Origin of the sequence: Pseudomonas sp. Y5-11, from assembly GCF_022368695.1 — a bacterium.
Classification (GTDB): domain Bacteria; phylum Pseudomonadota; class Gammaproteobacteria; order Pseudomonadales; family Pseudomonadaceae; genus Aquipseudomonas; species Aquipseudomonas parakoreensis.
The window spans coordinates 4,162,404-4,183,755 of sequence record NZ_CP058974.1; the positions used below are offsets into that span (position 1 = coordinate 4,162,404).

Sequence of the window (21,352 nt, forward strand, 5' to 3'; positions counted from 1 at the left end):
AGCTTTCACGATGCCGTTACGGACCCAAGAAAACTGGCCCCACGGCGCGATCATGCAGGACGCCGAACACACTCAGTTTGCGCTGTGGGCACCGGATGCGTTTTACGTCAGTGTCGAACTTGAAGACGGCCAGTCCCTGCCGATGTTGCCGCGGGGCGATGGCTGGTTCGTGATCAAGGCCCGGTGCCCGGCGGGCACCCGCTACCGCTTCAACATCGACGGTGAACTGGAGGTGCCCGACCCGGCCTCCCGTGCTCAGGACGGTGATCTTGACCGTCACAGCGTGGTGGTCGATCCGCTGGCCTACGAATGGCGGCACACCACCTGGCACGGCCGGCCGTGGAGCGAAGCGGTGATCTACGAGCTGCACGTCGGCGCACTCGGCGGTTTTGCGGAAGTCGAGCAGCATTTGGCACGTCTGGTCGAGCTGGGGATTACCGCCATCGAACTGATGCCTGTCGCGCAATTTCCCGGTACCCGCAACTGGGGTTACGACGGCGTACTGCCTTTCGCACCGCAAGCCTCCTATGGCACCCCGGAACAACTCAAACACCTGATCGACAGCGCCCACGGCCACGGGCTGGCAGTGATTCTCGACGTGGTCTACAACCACTTCGGCCCTGACGGCAATTACCTCGGTCGCTACGCCAAAGGCTTCTTCCGCGAGGACAAGCACACGCCTTGGGGGGCGGCGATCGACTTCCGCCGCCGTGAAGTGCGGGACTTCTTTATCGAAAATGCGCTGATGTGGGTGCTCGAATACCGTTTCGACGGTCTGCGCCTGGACGCAGTGCACGCGATCGAAAGCCCGGATTTCCTGCCGGAGCTGGCACAACGCATCCGGCAACAGATCGATCCGTCGCGTCACGTCTGGCTGACCGTGGAAAACGAGCTCAACCAGTCGAGTCTGCTCGAAGAGGATTACGACGCCCAGTGGAACGACGACGGGCACAACGCCCTGCACGTGCTGCTGACCGGCGAAACCGATGCCTATTACGCTGACTATGCGCTGCAACCCACTGAGCAACTGGCCCGCTGCCTGAGCCAGGGCTTCGTGTTTCAAGGCCACATCACCCGCCACGGCGAACCTCGCGGCGAGCCGAGCGAACACCTGCCCTCGACCGCTTTCATCCTGTTCCTGCAGAACCACGACCAGATCGGCAACCGCGCCTTCGGCGAACGCCTGCATCAATTGGCCGACCCACGCGCCGTGCAGGCCGCCACTGTGCTGTTACTGCTGTCACCGATGATCCCGCTGATGTTCATGGGCGATGAATTCGCCGCCGAGCAACCGTTCCTGTTCTTCACCAGCCACCACGGTGAATTGGCGGATCTGGTGCGCGAAGGTCGGCGCAATGAGTTCGCCGCGTTCAGCGCCTTCACCGATCCGCACCAGCGCGAAAAAATTCCCGATCCGAATGCCGAACAGACCTTCCACGCCTCACAGCCACGCTTGATCGGCAGCGGCAGCGCAAAACAGCAGGAAACCCTCGCGCTGTACCGACGCCTGCTGCAATTGCGCCATCAATACATCATTCCCAACCTGTCCGGCACTCAGGCGCTCGGGGCGCACATGCTCGGGCGTGGCGCAGTCAGTGCGCGCTGGCGCCTGGGCGATGGCAGTGAGCTGCGAATTGACCTGAACCTCAGCGACACGCCAGTGGTCAACCCAGCACAGAGCGACGCTGTGTGGCTGTTTCAGCAACCGCCCGCCGTTGCCCTGTCGGAACCGGGCCAACTGCCCGCGTATTGCGCGCTTGTCAGCCTCACGGCCGCAACCCCCTTGCAACCTCTGGATGGAGAGCGCCTATGAGCGATGCGCAACTGGAAATACTCGCAAGCCGCGCCGGCCTCGCCGTCGACTGGATCGACGCCAACGGCCGCCCGCAGAAAGTCGCCCCGGCGGTGCTGCGCAACGTTCTTACCGGGCTGGGTCATCCGGCCAACACCGCGCAGGAAATCGATGCCAGCCTGCTGCAACTGCAACAAGTACAGCAAGATCGTCACTTGCCACCGCTGTTGACCGCCGATGTCGGGGTCGGCGTTGATCTGGCTCGCTATTTCGAGCCCGAGACGCCTTGCGAAATCCACCTCGAAGACGGTTCCCGCCTCAACCTCAAACTCGACGCCGAAGCGAAACTGCCCGGCTTGATCCCGGTCGGGTATCAGCAGGTCCATATCGCCGATCAGTATTTCACTCTGGCCGTGGCCCCCGAGCGCTGCTTCAGCGTGGGCGATGCGGTGGACAACCCGATCCCTCGCGTCTGGGGCCTGAGTGCGCAGCTGTACAGTCTGCGTCGCCCCGGCGACTGCGGCTTTGGTGACACCCAGGCACTGGAGGAACTGGCTCGTGTAGCCGGCGAACGCGGCGCCGATGCGCTGGCGATCAGTCCGTTGCACGCGATGTTCAGCGCCGACACCGGGCGCTACAGCCCTTATTCGCCCTCCAGCCGTCTGTTTCTCAACCCCCTGTATGCCGCACCGGGCGCCATCCTTGGCGAACGGGCCTTGCGCGATGCGATCGACGCCAGCGGGCTGGCGGAACAATTTCGCCAACTGGAAGATTCGAAACTGATCGACTGGCCGACCGCCGCCAACGCCAAACAGGCATTGCTGCAAGCCTTGTACGATGGTTTTGTCGCCGGCGAACATCCGTTGCACCCGGACTTCGCCAGTTTCCGTCATGCCGGTGGCGAAGCGCTGGAAAACCACTGCCGCTTCGAAGCGATTCAGGAAATGCGCGCCGCCCGTGGCGAAAGCCTCGACTGGCGCGAATGGCCGGAACACTGGCACGACCCGCGCGGTGCCGCCCTTGAAGCCTTTGCCGAGGAATACGCCGAACGCATCGGTTACTTCGCCTTCTGCCAATGGCTGATCCACCGCTGCCTGGAGCGCGCGCAGACGGCTGCCCGTAGCGCCGGCATGGGCATCGGCCTGATCGCCGACCTCGCGGTCGGTGCCGACGGCGCCGGCAGTCAGGCCTGGAGCTTTCAGGATGAATTGCTGGCCTCGCTCACCGTGGGTGCGCCGCCGGACATCCTCAACCGCTCCGGTCAGGGCTGGGGGATATCCGCGTTCTCGCCCGAGGGCCTGGTCCGTAATGGATTTCGCGCGTTCATCGACATGCTCCGGGCCAACTTCGCCCATGCCGGCGGACTGCGCATCGATCATGTGATGGGCCTGCAACGCCTGTGGGTGATCCCCAATGGCGCCGCTCCGGCCGATGGCGCTTATCTGTATTACCCGTTCGACGACCTGCTGCGTCTGCTGACCCTCGAATCCCATCGGCATCAGGCCATCGTCCTCGGCGAAGACCTCGGCACGGTGCCCGAGGGGCTGCGGGAAAAGCTCAGCGCACGTTCGATTCTCGGCATGCGCGTGCTGTTGTTTGAACAGGACAACACCCGTTTCAAGCCGATCCTCGACTGGCCGGACAACGCGCTGGCGACTACCAGCACCCACGATTTGCCGACGCTCAACGGTTGGTGGCACGGCCGTGACATCGACTGGAATGCGCGCCTGGGCTTTGTCGATGCCAACGGTGAAATCGACTGGCGCCGTCATCGCCAGCGCGAACGCGAAGGCCTGCGCGGAGCCCTGAGTCAGGACCCGCAGAACTTTCGCGAAGAGTCCCACGAAGCCGATCAGGTGGTGGACGCCAGCGTGCGTTTCCTTGGCCACACCCGCGCGCCGCTGGTGTTGCTGCCGCTGGAGGATGCGCTGGGCATCGACGAACAAGCCAACCTGCCGGGTACCATCGACAGCCATCCGAACTGGTCGCGGCGCCTGCCCGGCAACAGCGAAGCATTGCTCGACGGCACCGATGCTGCGCGGCGTCTGGAACTGCTGGCCTGTGCCCGCCTGCAAGCTGCCGAGCGTGACCAATGAACCAGACGCTCATCCAGCCCCTGCGCGCCACCCTGCGCCTGCAATTTCACAAGGGTTTCACGTTGGAACACGCGGTGTCGCTGGTGCCGTATTTTGCCCGCCTCGGCATCAGCCACCTCTACGCCTCACCGCTGCTCGCGGCCCGCGCCGGCTCGATGCACGGCTATGACGTGGTCGACCCGACCCAGGTCAATCCCGAACTCGGCGGCGAACCGGCGCTGCGGCGTCTGGTCAGCACCCTGCGCGAACACAACATGGGGCTGATCCTCGACATCGTCTCCAACCACATGGCCGTCGGCGGCGGGGACAACCCGTGGTGGCTCGACCTGCTGGAATGGGGCCGACTCAGCCCTTACGGCGAGTTCTTCGACATCCAGTGGCACTCGCCGGATCCGTTGATGGAAGGCCAGTTGCTGCTGCCGTTTCTCGGCAGCGATTACGGCGTCGCGTTGCAGGAAGGCACGCTGAAACTGCACTTCGACGCACAGCAAGGGCGCTTTTACGTCGAGCATTACGAACACCGCTTCCCGATCTGCCCGAATGACTACGGTGAACTGCTCAAACCCATTGAGACGCTGAAGTCACTGGCTGATCGTTTCACTGCGTTGAGCTACCAGAACGACGCGCATGCGCTGGCGATGCCGCTCAAAGCTGAATTGAAGGAGCTGGCAAGCGATCCGCAGATCTTCGCCGCGATCAAGGAAAGTCTCGCGCATTACGATTCCACCACTGCCGAAGGTTTCGACAAGCTGCATCAATTGCTCGAACACCAGAGCTACCGTCTGGCCAGTTGGCGCACCGCAGCGGATGACATCAACTGGCGGCGCTTTTTCGACATCAACGAACTCGGCGGCCTGCGTGTCGAACGCCCGGCGGTGTTCGAAGCGACTCACGGCAAGATTTTCCAGTTGATCGCCGAAGGGCTGGTCGACGGTTTGCGCATCGACCACATCGACGGCCTCGCCGACCCGCGTGGCTATTGCCGCAAGTTGCGGCGGCGCCTCGACTTGCTCGCGCCGGGACGGCACTTGCCGATCTACGTCGAGAAGATTCTCGGTGAAGGCGAAACGCTGCGCACCGATTGGGCGGTGGATGGCAGCACCGGTTACGAGTTCATGAATCAGCTCTCGTTGCTGCAACACGACCCCGATGGCGAACACGTCCTCGGCGATCTGTGGCAGCGACGTACCGAGCGTCCGGCGGCGTTCATCGAAGAAGCGCAACTGGCGCGCCAGCAGATTCTCAATGGCTCGCTGGCCAGCGACTTCGAAAGCGTCGCTCAGGCGCTGCTGCAGGTTGCCCGGGACGACCTGATGACCCGCGACCTGACCCTCGGCGCGATTCGCCGTGTGTTGCAGGCGCTGATCGTGCATTTCCCGGTGTATCGCACCTACATCAGCGCCCTCGGTCGCTCGGCGCAGGATGAACACTTCTTCCAGCAAGCCATGAACGGCGCCCGGCAGACCCTGAGCGAAGGCGACTGGCCCGTGCTCGACTGCGTGGCCACATGGCTCGGTGGCACGCCGTGGCGGCACACACCGCGCGGACGCTCGCGCAAGATTCTCAAGCACGCCTGCGTACGCTTCCAGCAACTGACCTCCCCAGCGGCGGCCAAAGCCGTGGAAGACACCGCGCTGTACCGCTCGGCGGTGCTGCTGTCGCGCAACGACGTCGGCTACAACACCGAACAGTTCAGCGCACCGCTGAGTGACTTCCACGCGATCAATCAACAGCGCATGGAGGCGTTTCCCGACAACTTGCTGGCCACCGCCACCCATGACCACAAACGCGGCGAGGACACCCGTGCGCGGCTGGCGGTGCTCAGCGAGCGCAGCCACTGGTACGCCGAACAGGTCGAGTTGTGGCGCGCCCTCGCACGTCCGCTGCGTGACGATGATCAACAGCCCTCGTCCGCTGATGAACTGATCCTCTATCAAGCCCTGCTCGGCAGTTGGCCGCTGCACTTGCGCGATGACGATCAGGCCGGCTTGGCCGATTACGCCGAGCGGATCTGGCAATGGCAGCAGAAAGCCCTGCGCGAAGCCAAGCTGCAAAGCAGTTGGAGTGCGCCGAATGAAGCCTATGAAAACGCTGCGCAGGCGTTCACTCAACGCCTGCTCACCGGTGAAGCGGGCGAGCTGCTGCGCGCCGCGCTGAGCAAGACCGTCAACAGCATCGCTGCGGCCGGCGCCCTCAACAGTCTGGCGCAAACCTTGCTGCGCATGACGGTGCCGGGGGTGCCGGATCTGTATCAGGGCAACGAGTTCTGGGATTTCAGCCTGGTCGATCCGGACAACCGCCGGCCGGTGGATTACGCCGCTCGCGAGCAGGCCCTGCATGAACGTGTTGAAGTCGAGACGTTGCTGGCGAACTGGCGTGACGGCCGTATCAAGCAAGCGCTGATCGCCGAGGTGCTGAACCAGCGCGTCGAACACGCCGAGCTGTTCCGGCGCGGCGCGTACCAGGCCCTGGAGGTACTGGGCAGCCAGGCGCACAACGTGCTCGCGTTTGCCCGTGAGCTTGAGGGGATGTACGCCATCGTGATCGTCCCGGTGCGCTGCGCGACGCTGCTGGAAAACGGTGCTGTCCCTCAAGTTGATGCGCTGCGCTGGGGCGATACGCGGGTGGTTTTACCGTTCGCCGCCTCCGACACAAACCTGAAGGGACTTTTTCACAGCAGCGCAGTCACAAAAAACAGGGAGCTGAACGTCAGCGCCGCGCTGGGGGATATCCCGGTCAATCTGTTTATCCAACTCTTTACGTAACGACGAGTTCAGTTCAGGAGCATTGCGATGAGTACCGACGATAAACGCATCCGCGAGTTCGCCTATCAGATCTGGGAATCAGAGGGCAAACCTGAAGGTCATGAAGCACGCCACTGGGAGATGGCGCGCAAACTGGCTGAAGCCGAGGCTTTGGCGCCGAAGAAAGCGCCGAAAGCGGCGGGCAGCAAGACCGCCGGCAAAGGCACCGACAGCAAGGCTCCGGCGGCCAAGCCCAAGGCGCCAGCGGCCGCCAAGGCCAAACCGGCAGGCGCCGCCAAAGTCGTCCCGCCGGGTGAAAAAGCCGCCGAGAAAAAGCCCCGCGCCCCACGCAAGCCCCCGGCCAACTGACACACCCGGATTGTTGAACTGAATGACCGTGTGGCGGGTTCACCCGCCACGCAGGGACAACTCGTCCTTAAAAAACCCAATAACCCCTGTCAGGGAGAGATGTCTGTGGTGAGGGGATTTATCCCCGATCGGCTGCAAAGCAGTCACAGGGCCGCTGCGCGACCCATCGGGGATAAATCCCCTCACCACAGATTCTTTTCCCACCGTTGATTATTCGAACCAACCCGTTTTGCAGGAGCAATCATGACCAGTCCAAAAAAAGCCGAGCCCGCAGCGCACGCTGAACCGTCGAGAATCCGTGAAGGCCTGCCCTTCCCGCTCGGTGCGACCTGGGATGGTCTGGGGGTCAACTTTGCGCTGTTTTCCGCCAATGCCACCAAGGTTGAGTTGTGCATCTTCGACGACGCCGGCGAAGTTGAACTCGAACGTATCGAACTGCCGGAATACACCGACGAGATCTACCACGGTTACCTGCCCGACGCCCACCCGGGGCTGATCTACGGCTACCGCGTCTATGGCCCGTATGACCCGGCCAACGGCCACCGCTTCAACCACAACAAACTGCTGATCGACCCCTACGCCAAGCAACTGGTTGGCGAGTTGAAATGGTCAGAGGCGCTGTTCGGCTACACCATCGGCCACCCCGACGCCGACCTCAGTTTCGATGAGCGCGACAGTGCGCCGTTCGTGCCCAAATGCAAGGTCATCGACCCGGCGCACACCTGGGGCAACGACCATCGCGTCAGCGTGCCGTGGGACAAGACGATCATTTATGAAACCCACGTACGCGGCATCAGCATGCGTCATCCGTCGGTGCCGGAGAACGTGCGTGGCACCTTCGCCGGGTTGATGGTCGATGATGTGCTCGAACACATCCGCAAACTCGGCGTGTCGTCGGTGGAACTGCTGCCGATTCACGCGTTCGTCAATGACCAGCACCTGCTGCACAAGGGCATGACCAACTACTGGGGCTACAACAGCATCGCCTTCTTCGCCCCCGACCCGCGCTATCTGGCCAGCGGCAAGATCGCCGAGTTCAAGGAGATGGTCGCGCACCTGCACGAGGCCAATCTGGAAGTGATCCTCGACGTGGTCTACAACCACACCGCCGAGGGCAACGAACAAGGCCCGACCCTGTCGATGCGCGGTATCGACAACGCCTCGTATTACCGGTTGATGCCGGACGACAAGCGCTACTACATCAACGATTCCGGCACCGGTAACACCCTCGACCTGAGCCACCCGTGCGTGCTGCAGATGGTCACCGACTCGCTGCGTTACTGGGCCAGCGAAATGCATGTCGACGGTTTCCGCTTCGACCTGGCGACGATTCTCGGGCGTTATCACGACGGTTTCGACGAACGCCACAGTTTCCTCGTCGCCTGCCGTCAGGACCCGGTACTGCGCCAGGTGAAAATGATCGCCGAGCCATGGGACTGCGGCCCCGGTGGCTATCAGGTCGGCCACTTCCCGCCGGGCTGGGTCGAGTGGAACGACAAATTCCGCGACACCGTGCGCGCGTTCTGGAAAGGCGACGACGGCCAGGTTGCCGACTTCGCCAGCCGCATGACCGCGTCCGGCGAGATGTTTAACCAGCGTGGGCGACGGCCGTATTCGTCGGTGAATTTCATCACCGCCCACGACGGTTTCACCCTCAACGATCTGGTGTCGTACAACGACAAGCACAACGAGGCCAACGACGAGAACAACCAGGACGGCAGCAACAACAACCTGTCGTGGAACCACGGCGTCGAAGGCCCGACTGACGATCCGGAGATCAACGCGCTGCGCCACCGGCAGATGCGCAACTTCTTCGCCACGCTGCTGCTGTCGCAGGGCACGCCGATGATCGTTGCCGGCGACGAGTTCGCCCGCACGCAGGACGGCAACAACAACGCCTATTGCCAGGACAGCGAGATCGGCTGGGTCAACTGGGACCTGAGCGAGGATGGCAAGGCGCTGCTCAAGTTCGTCAAGCGCCTGATCAAGTTGCGCATGGCATATCCGATCCTGCGGCGTGGGCGCTTCCTGGTCGGCGAATACAACGAGGACATTGGCGTCAAGGACGTCACCTGGCTGGCGCCGGATGGCACCGAGATGACCACCGAACACTGGCATGACGCGCATAACCGTTGCCTGGGCATGCTGCTCGATGGCCGTGCGCAGGAGACCGGGATCCGCCGCAAGGGTGCCGACGCGACGCTGCTGCTGGTGGTCAACGCCCATCACGACATCGTCAATTTCAGCCTGCCGGAAGTGCCCGAAGGCAGTTTCTGGACCTGCATGATCGATACCAATCAACCGGCCATTCGCGGTCAGGAGCGCTTCGAGTTCGGCCATGAATACTCGGTCACCGGCCGTTCGCTGCTGCTGTTCGAACTGCAACGCGAAGAAGAAGACTGATATGGACCTGCAACACTATCTGGCGCGCCGCCCGCCGGACTACGCCGACACCGCCGCCCTCGGCCACTGCCTGCGGGCGTTGGTCGAAGCCGGGCTGGATCAACTGCCGTTACCGGGCAGCGGCCTTACGCTGGAGCGTTTTCAGCGTCTGGCCGAAGTCGGCGGACACGACTTGGGCTTGTGCAAACTCTACGAAGGCCACACCGACGCACTGGCGATCATCGAACAGCTGGGGGGTACGCCCACGCCGGGCAGCACCTGGGGCATGTGGGCCGCTGAACCGCCGCAGGCGCGGGTGCACGTGCGACCGGCCGGGCACATGGTGCGTCTCGACGGGCGCAAGGCCTGGTGTTCCGGGGCGGCGGTGCTCAGCCATGCGCTGCTCACCGCGTGGGACGCCGAAGATCGTCAGCAACTGGTGGCGGTGGCGCTTGATCAACCGGGCGTGACCATCACCGATCAGGGCTGGCAAGCGGTCGGCATGGGTGCCACCGGCAGCGTCGAAGTGTTGTTCGACGGCGCCGAAGCCCAGGCCATCGGCGAACCCGGCGACTACCAGAAACGTCCGGGTTTCTGGCAAGGCGGGATCGGCATCGCGGCGTGCTGGTACGGCGCGGCGCGGCAGATCGCCGAGGCACTGCGGCAACACTGCGCGCAACGCCAGGAGCCACACGCCCTCGCCCACCTCGGTGCGGTCGATGCGGCGTTGTACGCAGCGGCGAATGTGCTGCGTTTCAGTGCGCTGCACATCGATGCGCATCCCGAAGCCGATGCCGAACTGTTAGCCCGGCGTGCTCGCGCCGTGGTCGAGCAATCGGCTGAGCAAGTGATGCGCGAGACCGGTCGGGCGCTGGGCGCGGGGCCATTCTGCAAGGATCGACACTTCGCCCGGTTGAACGCCGATCTGCCGGTGTTCCTGCGTCAGAGCCATGCCGAGCGTGACCTTGCCGCGCTCGGCCAAGCGCTGGCCGAATACCCTGAGGAGGCGTGGACGCTATGAATGTCGCGAACAAACCCGATCCGATCATCGGCCACCAAGGCACGTCTCTGCTGCAATGGCAGCATTCCCGGCACCTGGCGGCGCTGGACAGCGTCGATGTCCTCAGTCTGGTGCCACCGGGCGCGCGGGCGGTGATTGTCGCGCCGCACCCGGACGACGAAGTGCTCGGCTGCGGCGGGATGCTGCAGTTGCTGGCCGCCGCCGGGCGGCAGTTGCAACTGATCTCGGTCACCGATGGCAGCGCCAGTCATCCCGGCTCCGAGCGCTGGCCGGTCGAACGTCTGAGCGTGGTGCGGCCGCAGGAATCGGCGGAAGCCCTGCGCCGCCTCGGCGTGCCCCTGCACCGGATGAAATGGCTGCGCGGCGGTTTCAGCGACAGCCAGGTGGCCGAGGATGAAACGTCGCTGGTCGCGTTCATCGAACGCCATCTGCGCCCCGGCGATGTGGTGTTCAGCACTTGGTGCGAGGACGGCCATTGCGATCACGAAGCCGCCGGCCGTGCCAGTATCGAGGCCGCACGCCGGGTCGGCGCCACCTGCCACGAACTGCCGGTATGGACCTGGCACTGGGCCTCCCCCGAAGACGCCGCGGTGCCGTGGCAGCGCGCACGCAAAATCCTGTTATCACCCGAGCAAGTGGCGCGCAAACGGCACGCGGTGCATGCCTTTGCCAGCCAACTGGAAGGCGACCCGCAAGCCGGGCTGCAACCGGTGCTGGCGCCCTACGTGCTGGATCGGCTGCTGCAACCTTTCGAAGTGGTGTTCCTGTGAGTGTCGATGATCGCTACTTCGAAGGCTTGTTCCGCACCAGCGATGACCCTTGGGCGTTTCGCGAGCGCTGGTACGAACAACGCAAACGCGCGATCACCCTCGCGGCCCTGCCCCGCGCGCATTATCGGGCGATCTTCGAACCCGGATGCGCCAATGGTGAATTGAGTGCCGAACTGGCTGGCCGCTGCGACCGCCTGCTGTGTTGCGACACTGCCAGCGCGGCGGTGAATCTGGCGCGCAGCCGATTGAGCCTGTTCGACCACGCCGAAGTCCGCCAGAGTCGCCTGCCCGGCGACTGGCCGGAAGAAAAATTCGACCTGATTGTATTAAGCGAAATCGGCTACTACCTCGATGCCCAGGATCTGACAGACGTGATCCGGCGCATCAGCGATTCCCTGACCGCAGACGGGCAATTGCTCGCTTGCCACTGGCGCCCGCCCATCGACGGCTGCCCGCTCAATGCCCGCCAGGTGCATGACCTGATTCACGAACAATTGCCGCTGCCGCGTCTGGCGCTGCATCAGGAAGCCGACTTCATCCTTGAGGTCTGGAGCCGCGAGCCGCGCTCGGTGGCCGCACTGGAGGGCCTGCGATGATTGGCATTCTGATTCCCGCGCACAACGAAGAAGACTTGCTCGAGCAGTGCCTGACAGCCGCCCTGCGCGCCAGCAAACACGGACTGCTGGCCGGCGAACCGGTGGAGGTGCTGGTGGTGCTCGACAGTTGTACCGACCGGTCGGCACAGATTGTCAGCGGCTTTCCGGTGCTGAGTCTGCACATTGACGCTCGCAACGTCGGCCAGGCCCGTGCCGCCGGCGCGCAGGTTTTGCTGGAGCGTGGTGCACGCTGGATCTCCTGCTCCGACGCCGACAGCCGCGTGGCCGACGACTGGCTGGTGGCGCAGTTGGGCCTGGGCGCCGACGCGGTATGCGGCACGGTAACCGTCGAACACTGGGATCAATCGTTCGACGAAGCCGCGCAAATCCGCTATCACAGCCACTATCAGGCGCGTGACGGGCATCGGCACATTCACGGTGCCAACCTTGGAATCAGCGCAGACGCCTATCGTTGGGCCGGGGGTTTCAAACCTTTGGCCTGCGATGAAGATGTCCAACTGGTGCGGCAACTGGAGCTGTCCGGTGCCGACATCGCCTGGAGCCATCGCCCGCAAGTGCACACCAGCGCCCGTCTGGACAGCCGAGCCCGGGGCGGATTCGGTGATTACTTGCGGAAAATGGTACAGATAGACATAAAAAAAGCGGATCAGATTGATCTGTGACGCGACGAATCGACTTTCATGAGCAATACTCTGCTGCGCGGCAATCCAGGGTTCGGAGCGACGCACGGCAATTCATCCGCCTTCACGGGTCGCGCGCACCTGGTTTTCCACGGTGTCTGCACGACTGAGGGCCAGAGACAACAAGGACGTAATACCCATGAAACCGTTATTCCTCAGCGAACACTCGCTGCCGGCGCAGATATGGAACAGCGCCCCGCAGCTGGACAACATTCCCGTCATCAACACCCACAGCCTCGTTCCCCCCGGCGCTCGCGCCGTCGTCGTCGCCCCGCATCCGGGTGATGAAGTGGTGACCTGTGGCGGGCTTCTGCAATTGCTCTCCAGCCTCGGTCATCCGCTGCAACTGTTGTCGATCACCGACGGCAGCGCCAGCCATCCGGGTTCACGACAATGGTCGGAAAAACGCCTGAGCGTATTCCGTCCCCAGGAAAGCGTCGAGGCCCTGCGCCGGCTCGGCCTGCCGATGCACAGTCTGAAATGGGTGCGCGGCGGTTTTACCGACAATGCGCTGCTCGACTGCGAGGCTGACATCACCCACTTCATCGCGCGCTACCTGCGCCCCGGCGACGTGGTGTTCAGCACCTGGCGCAACGACAGCAACGACGACCATGAAGCGGTCGGCCGTGCCAGTGCCCAAGCGGCTGCGCAAGTCGGCGCGACCTTCCATGACGTGCCGGTCTGGGCCTGGCACTGGCCGGAACGCGAGCAGAATCTGATTCCCTGGGAACGTGCGCGCAAACTGCGACTCGACACCTGGACCGTGGCGCGCAAAAGTCACGCCACCCACGCCTATGCCAGCCAGCTCAAGGGCGAACCGGCGATCGGCATTGCGCCGATGCTGCCGCGGGTGATCCTCGAGCGCATGCGCTTGCCGTACGAAATCGTGCTCATCTGAAACACTTTTCCCTGTGGGAGCGGGCTTGCTCGCGAAGAGGCCAGTACTGCCGGCGCCTATTCCTTTGGCACCACATTATCCAGTGCCCGATTCACCGCCAGCTCCCCCAGCATCACCACCTGCGCGATGCCCAACACCGTATGACGGCTCGGCCCTTCGAGCGTGCCGGCGAAATCACCGAGCATCATCGTGGCCGAGGCCAGGGACTCGCAGGCGTTGGCCAGCAGCGATTCGGTATCGGTTTGCGGGTTGACCAGGAACATGCTGCTGGGGGTGTACGGCGTTGCCATGATCTGCGCGGGCGCGAGGTAGTGGTCGAGGGCGCGTTCGGCAGCTTCGTGGAGTTTTCTGGAGTTGAGGGATTCGTAGGGTGATACCGGGTCTGTAGCGGGTGGATTGGGGGTGGTTTCGGGCATCATCAGTTGGAACTCCGATCGAGGCACTTTGAAAGAATGAGTCTCTGTAGGAGCTGCCGCAGGCTGCGATCTTTTGATGTTGCTTTTAAAAAAACAAGATCAAAAGATCGCAGCCTTCGGCAGCTCCTACAGAGGGCCGGGCAGTTAGTTCGGCACGCGGCGGCCGTCCAGGACTCGGTTGACCATCAGTTCACTGAGCATGATCACCTGATGCAGCATCAGCATGGCCCGGCGCTGTGGATGGTCGGCGACGTCGCTGATGTCCCGGGCCATGTCACTGGCGGCGGCTAATGATTCGCAGGCTTCGACGAGCAAGGTTTCCTCGTCCACGGTGGGGTCGATGAGGAAGATTCTGCTGGATTTGCGTGATGAGGCTAAAGGGATCGAGATCTTCAGGGCGCCGGGGTTGAGGTAGAAATTGATGGCGCGGTCGGTGACCGCTTTTATCTTCTGCGGGTCGAGGGCCGGGTCGTACGGGATTGAGGCGTCCGGGGGATTGGGTGTGGCTTTGAACATGGATGAAACTCCGTATCGAGAAATAGGAGCCATCACCCTCGCTACCAAACGATGGGTGGCGGCCATGCGCGGGTTGGTAGACCGGTCGATACGGAACCCGGCGCTCACGAATGAGCCCCACGCATGCCCACCATAAAACTGAGCCCCAAAAAGAGGTTGCATAAGGTGACGCCATACGACCGTACCGAAATGGGCTACCAAACCCGATCACTGTTTTCCAGTGACAGGGAAACGATAAGCCCAACGCATAGCCGTGTAAGCCGGCGGATTCTGGCGTACACGTAGGTAACGGCGCAAGGCGTTGTAGCCGGTATGGCGTAACGGTTCGTGTACTTTAAACGTGGTTGCGCGGTTATGTTTATGTGCGGGGTTTGCTCTGTTGTTTTGATTTTGTCTGGCAGGCCGCTTTCGCGAGCAGGCTCGCTCCCACCGGTTTTCTGGCGGCAAGGGTGATTTGTGTTACGGCCTGAGGCATCTGGAAGGAACTGCCCGCGCACAGACCAGTCGCATGAACAGGAAGCCGTTTTTTCAGAGGAGTGAACGTGTCCAGCGATCCCGAGCGTCACGCCGTCGACGCCCCCGTCATTCATCGCCTGCGCGTGCTGACGGTCAATACCCACAAGGGCTTCACCGCCCTCAATCGGCGCTTCATCTTGCCGGAACTGCGCGAAGCGGTGCGCAGCACCTCGGCCGATCTGGTGTTTCTCCAGGAGGTCGTGGGCGAACACGAGCGCCATTCCAACCGTTACAACGAATGGCCACAAACCTCGCAATACGAATTTCTTGCCGACAGCATGTGGAGCGATTTTGCCTACGGACGCAACGCGGTGTACCCCGATGGCCATCACGGCAATGCCCTGCTGTCAAAATACCCGATCCGCGAATACCGCAACCTCGACGTGTCGATCACCGGCCCCGAGCGCAGAGGCCTGCTGCACTGCGTGCTGGACGTACCGGGCCACGCCGAAGTCCACGCCATCTGCGTGCATTTGAGTTTGCTGGAAAGCCATCGCCAGTTGCAGTTGCAACTGCTTTGCCAGTTGCTCGAATCCTTGCCCGAGGACGCGCCGGTGATCATTGCCGGCGACTTCAACGACTGGCAATTGCAAGGCAATGTCGCCCTCGCCCGCCGTGATTACCTGCACGAAGCGTTCGAACGCCACCATGGCCGTCCGGCCAAGACCTATCCAGCGCGTTTTCCACTGTTGCGCCTGGACCGCATCTATCTGCGCAATGCCAGCAGCCACGACCCGCAGATCCTCGGCAACAAACCGTGGACACATTTGTCGGACCACTTGCCACTGGCGGTGGAAGTGCACCTGTAATCCTGCTGCGGCAGCGATCCCCGGAACACCGAAAACGCCTGTGGGAGCAGGCTTGCCCGCGATGACGGCGGATCAGGCAACAGAGATGTTGAATGTTCCGACCTCTTCGCGGACAAGCCCGCTCCCACAGGTTTAGCGGTGGCTGGACTAGCCCTCCGGCTTGAGAATCAACACCGCCAGCGGCGGCAGATTCAGTTCCAGCGACAGCGACTGCCCATGGCTCGGCACTTCTTCGGTAAACGCCCCGCCGCCATTGCCATAGTTGGACCCGGCGTAGGTGTCGGCATCGCTGTTGAGCAGTTCATTCCAGCGTCCGGCAAACGGCACGCCGACGCGGTACGACTGACGCGGCACCGGGGTGAAGTTGGCGACCACCAGCACCGGTTTGCCGTCTTTGCTCCAGCGCAGCCACGCGTACACGCTGTTGATCGCGTCATCACCGATTAACCACTGGAAGCCCTGCGGCGCGTCGTCCTGATCGTGCAGCGCCGGTTCTTCGCGATACAACCGGTTGAGGTCGCCGACCAGTTTCTGCACGCCTTTGTGTTCCGAGTATTGCAGCAGGTACCAGTCCAGTTGCTGATCATGGTTCCACTCGCGCCATTGGCCAAATTCGCAGCCCATGAACAGCAGCTTCTTGCCCGGGTGGGTCCACATGAAACTCAGATAGGCGCGCAGGTTGGCAAATTTCTGCCAGCGGTCGCCGGGCATTTTGTCGATCAACGAGTGCTTGCCGTGCACCACTTCGTCGTGGGAAATCGGCAGGATGAAGCGCTCGGACCAGGCGTAAACCAGGCCGAAACTCAATTCATTGTGGTGATGCGCGCGGTACACCGGATCCTGCTGAATGTAGTGCAGCGAATCGTGCATCCAGCCCATGTTCCATTTGTAAGCGAAACCGAGGCCACCCTGCTGGGTGCTCTGGCTGACGCCCGGCCAAGCGGTGGACTCTTCGGCAATCACCAGCGCCCCCGGCGCCTCCAGCTCGACCACATCGTTCAAGTGGCGGAGGAAATCGATCGCCTCGAGGTTCTCGCGCCCGCCGTGGCGGTTCGGAATCCACTCGCCGGCCTTGCGCGAATAGTCGCGGTAGAGCATCGAGGCCACCGCATCGACGCGCAGGCCATCCACGTGAAAGTGCTTCAACCAGTGCAGTGCCGATGCCAGCATGTAGCCGTGCACTTCGGTGCGCCCCAGGTTGTAGATCAGCGTGTCCCAGTCCTGATGGAAGCCTTCCAGCGGGTTGCCATATTCGTACAACGCCGTGCCGTCGAACTGCGCCAGGCCATGGGTATCGGTGGGGAAATGCGCCGGTACCCAGTCGAGAATCACCCCGATTCCGGCCTGGTGACAGGCGTTGACGAACTCGCCGAACTGCTCGGGTGTGCCGTATCGCGCGCTCGGGGCGAATTGCGAGAGCAGTTGATAGCCCCACGAACCGCCAAACGGGTGTTCCATGATCGGCATCAGTTCGATGTGGGTGAAGCCCAGTTCCTTGACGTAAGGAATCAGCCGCTCGGCCAGCTCCGGCCAGGTGTACTGCCGGGCGACTTCGCCCAGATCGTCCAGTTCACACTGCCACGATCCGGCGTGCAGCTCATAGATCGACAGCGGCTGCGAATGCTGTTGCCGTTCGCGACGACCGCTCATCCATTCCTGATCCTGCCAGTCGACTTGCAGCGGCGCGGCGACTTTCGACGCGGTGTCCGGCGGCAGGCTGGTGGCCAGCGCCATCGGGTCAGCCTTCAGCGGCAGAATGCCGTGGGCGCCGAGGATCTCGTACTTGTACAACTCCCCCGCCTGCAGGCGCGGAATGAACAACTCCCAGACCCCGGATGGATGGCGCAGGCGCATCGGATGGCGGCGCCCGTCCCAGACGTTGAAATCGCCGACCACCGAGACGCGCCGGGCATTCGGTGCCCACACAGCGAAACGCACACCATCGACGCCATCGACGGTTTGCAGCTGGGCGCCGAGGCAACTGCTCAGATCGCGGTGATTGCCTTCGGCGAACAGATACAAATCCATTTCGCCGAGCAACTGACCAAAGCTATAGGGATCTTCCGCCACTTGCTCGCCGCCGGCCCAGCGCGTGCGCAGCAGATAGGGCCGGGCCTGGGCGAAGTGCCCGACAAACAGCCCCGGGGTTTCCGTGGCGGTCAGTTCGCCACGTTCTTCACCACTGTCCTTGTCCAGCACTTCAACTTTCAACGCACCCGGCAAATAGGCGCGGATGAACTGCCCGCCGGCACCATCACCGTGCGGGCCGAGAATGGAAAACGGGTCGCGATGTTCCGCACGTACCAACGCGTCGATGTCTTGCGCCGTCGGCAATAACGCTTCTTTAGCGTGACCCTGTTCCTTGTTCGAGACACTCATGACTACTCTCCACCAAGATCGGAAAAGGGTTTAAGCCCCGTCAATAACCCATACAAACCGTGCAACGGCACGGGCAGCCACGTGGGGCGATTTTCGGCTTCATAGGCCACTTCATAGGCCGCCTTCTCCAGGCCGAACAGCGCCAGCGCTGCGTCGGCACCCGCAGGATCCTGCCAGGCATGATCAAGACTAGCCGCCGCTTGGCGATATGCCTGAACAAATGCCTCGCGCGCCTCACGCAGGTAGCGCTCGGCGACCCGATGCCGGGCCGCTTCCGACTCCGCACTGTGATCGACGTTATGCACGTTGATGGTCATGGCCGCCGCGTAATCGAAGGATCGCAGCACGCCGCTGACGTCCTTGTACGGACTGTGTTTGCCGCGCCGCTCGTGCAGCGGCCGCGCCGGTTCACCTTCGAAGTCGATCAGATAGGCATCGCCCTTGATCACCAGCACCTGGCCCAGGTGCAAGTCGCCATGCACACGAATACGCAAGCCGCCCACGGCTTTCTGTGCGAGTTCCTGCACATGGCCGAGGATGATTTTTTTGTTGTCCAGCAGCCGCGCGACCATTTTCTGATCCGCCGCGCTCAGATGACTTTGATGTTGCTTGAGCAGCTTCAGCGCATGCTCGACCTGCGCCGCAACGTCCTTGCCGGTGGCTTGGGCGTCCTTGGCGCTGGTGATTTGCGGGGCGAAATCGGGATTGTCGCTCGGCGCCGCGAGCACTTGATGCATTTCGCCCAGACGCTGGCCGAGCATGCCGGCAAAGTCCTTGAGCTCGCCGAGGGCGTTGTAATGCTGTTCCTGCTCGGACATGGCGTCGGCCAGTTCATCGCGCAGCGCCCGTTCGAGGTTGTTCTGCGTCCATTCCCACGCATCACCCTGATTGCTCAGATAGCCTTGGGCGATCATCAGCAGATTGTCTTCGCCCTGGGCATCACGACGAATCACCGAACCCAACAGCGGCGAGATATTCTCGAACCCGGCCTCGGTCAGGTAGGCGCTCATTTCCAGTTCCGGATGCACCCCCGAGGCGACTTTGCGGATCAGTTTCAGCACCAGGCTGTTGCCGATCACCACCGAACTGTTCGACTGCTCAGCCGACAGATAACGCACCTCGGATTCAGCGCCGAGGCCAAGTTTTTCCAGCTGCGCAGTCGGTGCGAAACGGATCTCGCCCTGCTCGGAGTTGAGCACGGTGCTGCTCTGCATGCCTTGCAGCACGGCGTGCACAAACGTTTCGAGGCTGAACGCATCAGTGATCAGCCCCACCTGACGTCCGCGGCGTACCCGGGACAAAGCCAATTGCTGCGGCAGCGCCGCCCCGACCTGGTCTTCCGAGATAAACCCGAACGGCAGTTGATAGCGGCTGGTCTGCCCGGCGCTGGTGACTTCGATCTCACTGAGCAGCACCGGATGCTGGGCATCGCCGAAGCGCACGCCGTAGGCCAGATTGACTTTCTCGATGGCCGTGTCCTTCCCGGCGAACCAGCGGCGGTTCTGCAGCCAGCTCGGCAAGATGCTCTGCTCCAGCGTGTTGCGGGTCGGTGCTTCGAGCAGTTCTTCCATGCGTTTTTTCAGCACCAGCGTGGTGAAGTCGGGCAGGCTCTGCGCCGGTTCGACGTGCCAGCTCGGCATCTGGTTTTCCGCCGCGAGGGCGAACCAATAGAAGCCGTACGGTGCCAGGGTCAGCAGGAAGTTCAACTGGCCGATGGGCGGGAACGCGTTGCCGCCGAGCATCTCCACCGGGACCATGCCGACGTACGCAGAAAGATCCAGCTCCGCCGCTTGCGCGCTGCGCGAGACGTTGGCCACGCAGAGAATGATTTCGTGTTTGCCGTCGGCGTCGGTGAACTCGCGGGTGTAGGCCAGGATGCGCCGGTTGCTCGGCGAGAGCATCTTCAGCGTGCCGCGCCCGAAAGCCTTGGACTGCTTGCGCACGGCGAGCATGCGTCGGGTCCAGTTGAGCAGCGAATGCGGATCGCCGGCCTGGGTTTCGACGTTGACCGACAGGTAACCGTATTGCGGGTCCATGATCGGTGGCAGCACCAGGCTTGCCGGGTCGGCCCGGGAAAAACCGCCGTTGCGGTCGATCGACCATTGCATCGGCGTGCGCACGCCGTCGCGGTCGCCGAGGTAGATGTTGTCGCCCATGCCGATTTCATCGCCGTAATACAGGGTCGGCGTGCCGGGCATCGACAGCAGCAGGCTATTGAGCAGTTCTACGCGGCGGCGGTCTCGCTCCATCAACGGCGCCAGACGTCGACGAATGCCGAGGTTGATCCGCGCGCGACGGTCAGCGGCGTAGTAGTTCCACAGGTAGTCGCGCTCCTTGTCGGTGACCATCTCCAGCGTGAGCTCATCGTGGTTGCGCAGGAAGATTGCCCACTGGCAATTGGCAGGAATCTCCGGGGTTTGCCGCAGAATGTCGGTGATCGGGAAGCGATCTTCCTGGGCCAGCGCCATGTACATGCGCGGCATCAGCGGGAAGTGAAAGGCCATGTGGCATTCGTCACCGTTGACGCCTTCGGCATCGGTGTCGCCGAAGTACAGCTGAGTGTCTTCCGGCCATTGGTTGGCCTCGGCCAGCAGCATGCGGTCAGGGTAATTGGCGTCGATCTCGGCACGGATCTGCTTGAGGACGTCGTGGGTCTCGGGCAGATTTTCGTTATTGGTGCCGTCGCGCTCGATCAGGTACGGAATGGCGTCGAGACGCAGACCGTCGATGCCCATGTCCAGCCAGTAGCGCATCACCGACAGCACGGCTTTCATCACTTGCGGATTGTCGAAATTCAGATCGGGCTGGTGCGAATAAAAGCGGTGCCAGAAGTATTGGCCGGCGACCGGGTCCCAGGTCCAGTTGGACTTTTCAGTGTCGAGAAAGATGATCCGGGTGCCGTCGTACTTCTGATCGTCATCCGACCACACATAGAAGTCCCGCGCCGCCGAGCCGGGTTTGGCCTTGCGCGCCCGCTGGAACCACGGGTGCTGATCGGAGGTGTGGTTGATGACCAGCTCGGTGATCACCCGCAAGCCACGTTTGTGCGCCTCGGCGATGAAGCGCTTGGCGTCGGCCATGGTCCCGTAGTCGCTGTGCACGCCGCGGTATTCGGCGATGTCGTAACCGTCATCGCGGCGTGGCGACGGGTAGAACGGCAACAGCCAGATGGTGTTGACGCCGAGTTCGGCGATGTAGTCGAGTTTGGCGATCAGGCCGGGAAAGTCGCCGATCCCGTCATTGTTGGAGTCGAAAAACGATTTGACGTGAACTTGATAGATCACCGCATCCTTGTACCAGAGCGGGTCTTTGATGAAGGTGGCTGCCTTGGGTTTCTTCGCCATGTG

General features: G+C 62.6%; 15 protein-coding genes. 11 read left to right on the forward strand and 4 right to left on the reverse strand.

Features of this window, described 5'->3' with window-relative positions; genetic code table 11:
• Nucleotides 1–10: 10 nt before the first annotated feature.
• The 10 genes from treZ (at nt 11) to HXW87_RS18310 (ending at nt 13,369) form a co-directional block, all read left to right on the forward strand.
• The gene (gene treZ, locus HXW87_RS18265; RefSeq protein WP_239777226.1) at nt 11–1,813 is read left to right on the forward strand and encodes a malto-oligosyltrehalose trehalohydrolase; all 1,803 of its coding nucleotides are present in this window, start codon (nt 11–13) and stop codon (nt 1,811–1,813) included.
• Nucleotides 1,810–3,888: a 4-alpha-glucanotransferase gene (malQ, locus tag HXW87_RS18270; protein WP_047294192.1), complete on the forward strand. Its 2,079-nt coding sequence runs from the start codon at nt 1,810–1,812 to the stop codon at nt 3,886–3,888. Before treZ ends, malQ begins: the two co-directional genes overlap by 4 nt.
• Entirely contained in the window at nt 3,885–6,653 is a 2,769-nt protein-coding gene (locus HXW87_RS18275) for a malto-oligosyltrehalose synthase (RefSeq protein WP_239777228.1), read from the forward strand. The genes malQ and HXW87_RS18275 overlap by 4 nt, the downstream gene beginning before the upstream one ends.
• A gap of 27 nt (nt 6,654–6,680) precedes the next feature.
• Nucleotides 6,681–7,001, forward strand: coding sequence for a DUF2934 domain-containing protein (locus HXW87_RS18280; protein ID WP_047294188.1), 321 nt, complete (start codon nt 6,681–6,683; stop codon nt 6,999–7,001).
• A 243-nt stretch (nt 7,002–7,244) separates the two neighbouring features.
• A complete protein-coding gene (gene glgX, locus HXW87_RS18285; RefSeq protein WP_047294185.1) occupies nt 7,245–9,404 on the forward strand; it encodes a glycogen debranching protein GlgX in 2,160 nt (719 codons plus the stop codon).
• Nucleotide 9,405: 1 nt separating this feature from the next.
• Entirely contained in the window at nt 9,406–10,404 is a 999-nt protein-coding gene (locus HXW87_RS18290; protein ID WP_182400959.1) for an acyl-CoA dehydrogenase family protein, read from the forward strand.
• Complete coding sequence (locus HXW87_RS18295) at nt 10,401–11,174, forward strand: PIG-L deacetylase family protein (RefSeq protein WP_047294181.1); 774 nt, start codon at nt 10,401–10,403, stop codon at nt 11,172–11,174. The genes HXW87_RS18290 and HXW87_RS18295 overlap by 4 nt, the downstream gene beginning before the upstream one ends.
• Nucleotides 11,171–11,770, forward strand: coding sequence for an SAM-dependent methyltransferase (locus tag HXW87_RS18300; protein WP_239777229.1), 600 nt, complete (start codon nt 11,171–11,173; stop codon nt 11,768–11,770). The genes HXW87_RS18295 and HXW87_RS18300 overlap by 4 nt, the downstream gene beginning before the upstream one ends.
• Nucleotides 11,767–12,453: a glycosyltransferase gene (locus tag HXW87_RS18305; RefSeq protein ID WP_041067035.1), complete on the forward strand. Its 687-nt coding sequence runs from the start codon at nt 11,767–11,769 to the stop codon at nt 12,451–12,453. Before HXW87_RS18300 ends, HXW87_RS18305 begins: the two co-directional genes overlap by 4 nt.
• 157 nt (nt 12,454–12,610) lie before the next feature.
• Nucleotides 12,611–13,369 (forward strand): PIG-L family deacetylase, encoded by a 759-nt coding sequence (locus tag HXW87_RS18310; protein WP_047294177.1) that lies wholly within the window; start codon nt 12,611–12,613, stop codon nt 13,367–13,369.
• A 56-nt stretch (nt 13,370–13,425) separates the two neighbouring features.
• On the opposite strand, the gene HXW87_RS18315 is transcribed toward HXW87_RS18310, so the two are convergent.
• Entirely contained in the window at nt 13,426–13,785 is a 360-nt protein-coding gene (locus tag HXW87_RS18315) for a DUF6124 family protein (RefSeq protein WP_239779169.1), read from the reverse strand.
• A gap of 144 nt (nt 13,786–13,929) precedes the next feature.
• A complete protein-coding gene (locus HXW87_RS18320; protein ID WP_239777231.1) occupies nt 13,930–14,301 on the reverse strand; it encodes a DUF6124 family protein in 372 nt (123 codons plus the stop codon).
• Between the two features lie 542 nt (nt 14,302–14,843).
• Here HXW87_RS18320 and HXW87_RS18325 point away from each other — a divergent pair.
• Nucleotides 14,844–15,626 (forward strand): endonuclease/exonuclease/phosphatase family protein, encoded by a 783-nt coding sequence (locus HXW87_RS18325; RefSeq protein WP_095669223.1) that lies wholly within the window; start codon nt 14,844–14,846, stop codon nt 15,624–15,626.
• Nucleotides 15,627–15,773: 147 nt separating this feature from the next.
• On the opposite strand, the gene glgB is transcribed toward HXW87_RS18325, so the two are convergent.
• Both glgB and treS read right to left on the reverse strand, forming a co-directional pair.
• Nucleotides 15,774–18,005: a 1,4-alpha-glucan branching protein GlgB gene (glgB, locus tag HXW87_RS18330; RefSeq protein WP_121185278.1), complete on the reverse strand. Its 2,232-nt coding sequence runs from the start codon at nt 18,003–18,005 to the stop codon at nt 15,774–15,776.
• Nucleotides 18,006–18,007: 2 nt separating this feature from the next.
• A complete protein-coding gene (gene treS, locus HXW87_RS18335) occupies nt 18,008–21,349 on the reverse strand; it encodes a maltose alpha-D-glucosyltransferase (RefSeq protein ID WP_239777240.1) in 3,342 nt (1,113 codons plus the stop codon).
• Nucleotides 21,350–21,352 lie beyond the last annotated feature (3 nt).

Coding starts and splice junctions, on each gene's coding strand:
- treZ (WP_239777226.1), top strand. CDS start 11: ATGCCGTTACGGACCCAAGAAAACTGGCCCCACGGCGCGATCATGCAG.
- malQ (WP_047294192.1), top strand. CDS start 1,810: ATGAGCGATGCGCAACTGGAAATACTCGCAAGCCGCGCCGGCCTCGCC.
- HXW87_RS18275 (WP_239777228.1), top strand. CDS start 3,885: ATGAACCAGACGCTCATCCAGCCCCTGCGCGCCACCCTGCGCCTGCAA.
- HXW87_RS18280 (WP_047294188.1), top strand. CDS start 6,681: ATGAGTACCGACGATAAACGCATCCGCGAGTTCGCCTATCAGATCTGG.
- glgX (WP_047294185.1), top strand. CDS start 7,245: ATGACCAGTCCAAAAAAAGCCGAGCCCGCAGCGCACGCTGAACCGTCG.
- HXW87_RS18290 (WP_182400959.1), top strand. CDS start 9,406: ATGGACCTGCAACACTATCTGGCGCGCCGCCCGCCGGACTACGCCGAC.
- HXW87_RS18295 (WP_047294181.1), top strand. CDS start 10,401: ATGAATGTCGCGAACAAACCCGATCCGATCATCGGCCACCAAGGCACG.
- HXW87_RS18305 (WP_041067035.1), top strand. CDS start 11,767: ATGATTGGCATTCTGATTCCCGCGCACAACGAAGAAGACTTGCTCGAG.
- HXW87_RS18310 (WP_047294177.1), top strand. CDS start 12,611: ATGAAACCGTTATTCCTCAGCGAACACTCGCTGCCGGCGCAGATATGG.
- HXW87_RS18315 (WP_239779169.1), bottom strand. CDS start 13,785: ATGCCCGAAACCACCCCCAATCCACCCGCTACAGACCCGGTATCACCC.
- HXW87_RS18320 (WP_239777231.1), bottom strand. CDS start 14,301: ATGTTCAAAGCCACACCCAATCCCCCGGACGCCTCAATCCCGTACGAC.
- glgB (WP_121185278.1), bottom strand. CDS start 18,005: ATGAGTGTCTCGAACAAGGAACAGGGTCACGCTAAAGAAGCGTTATTG.
- treS (WP_239777240.1), bottom strand. CDS start 21,349: ATGGCGAAGAAACCCAAGGCAGCCACCTTCATCAAAGACCCGCTCTGG.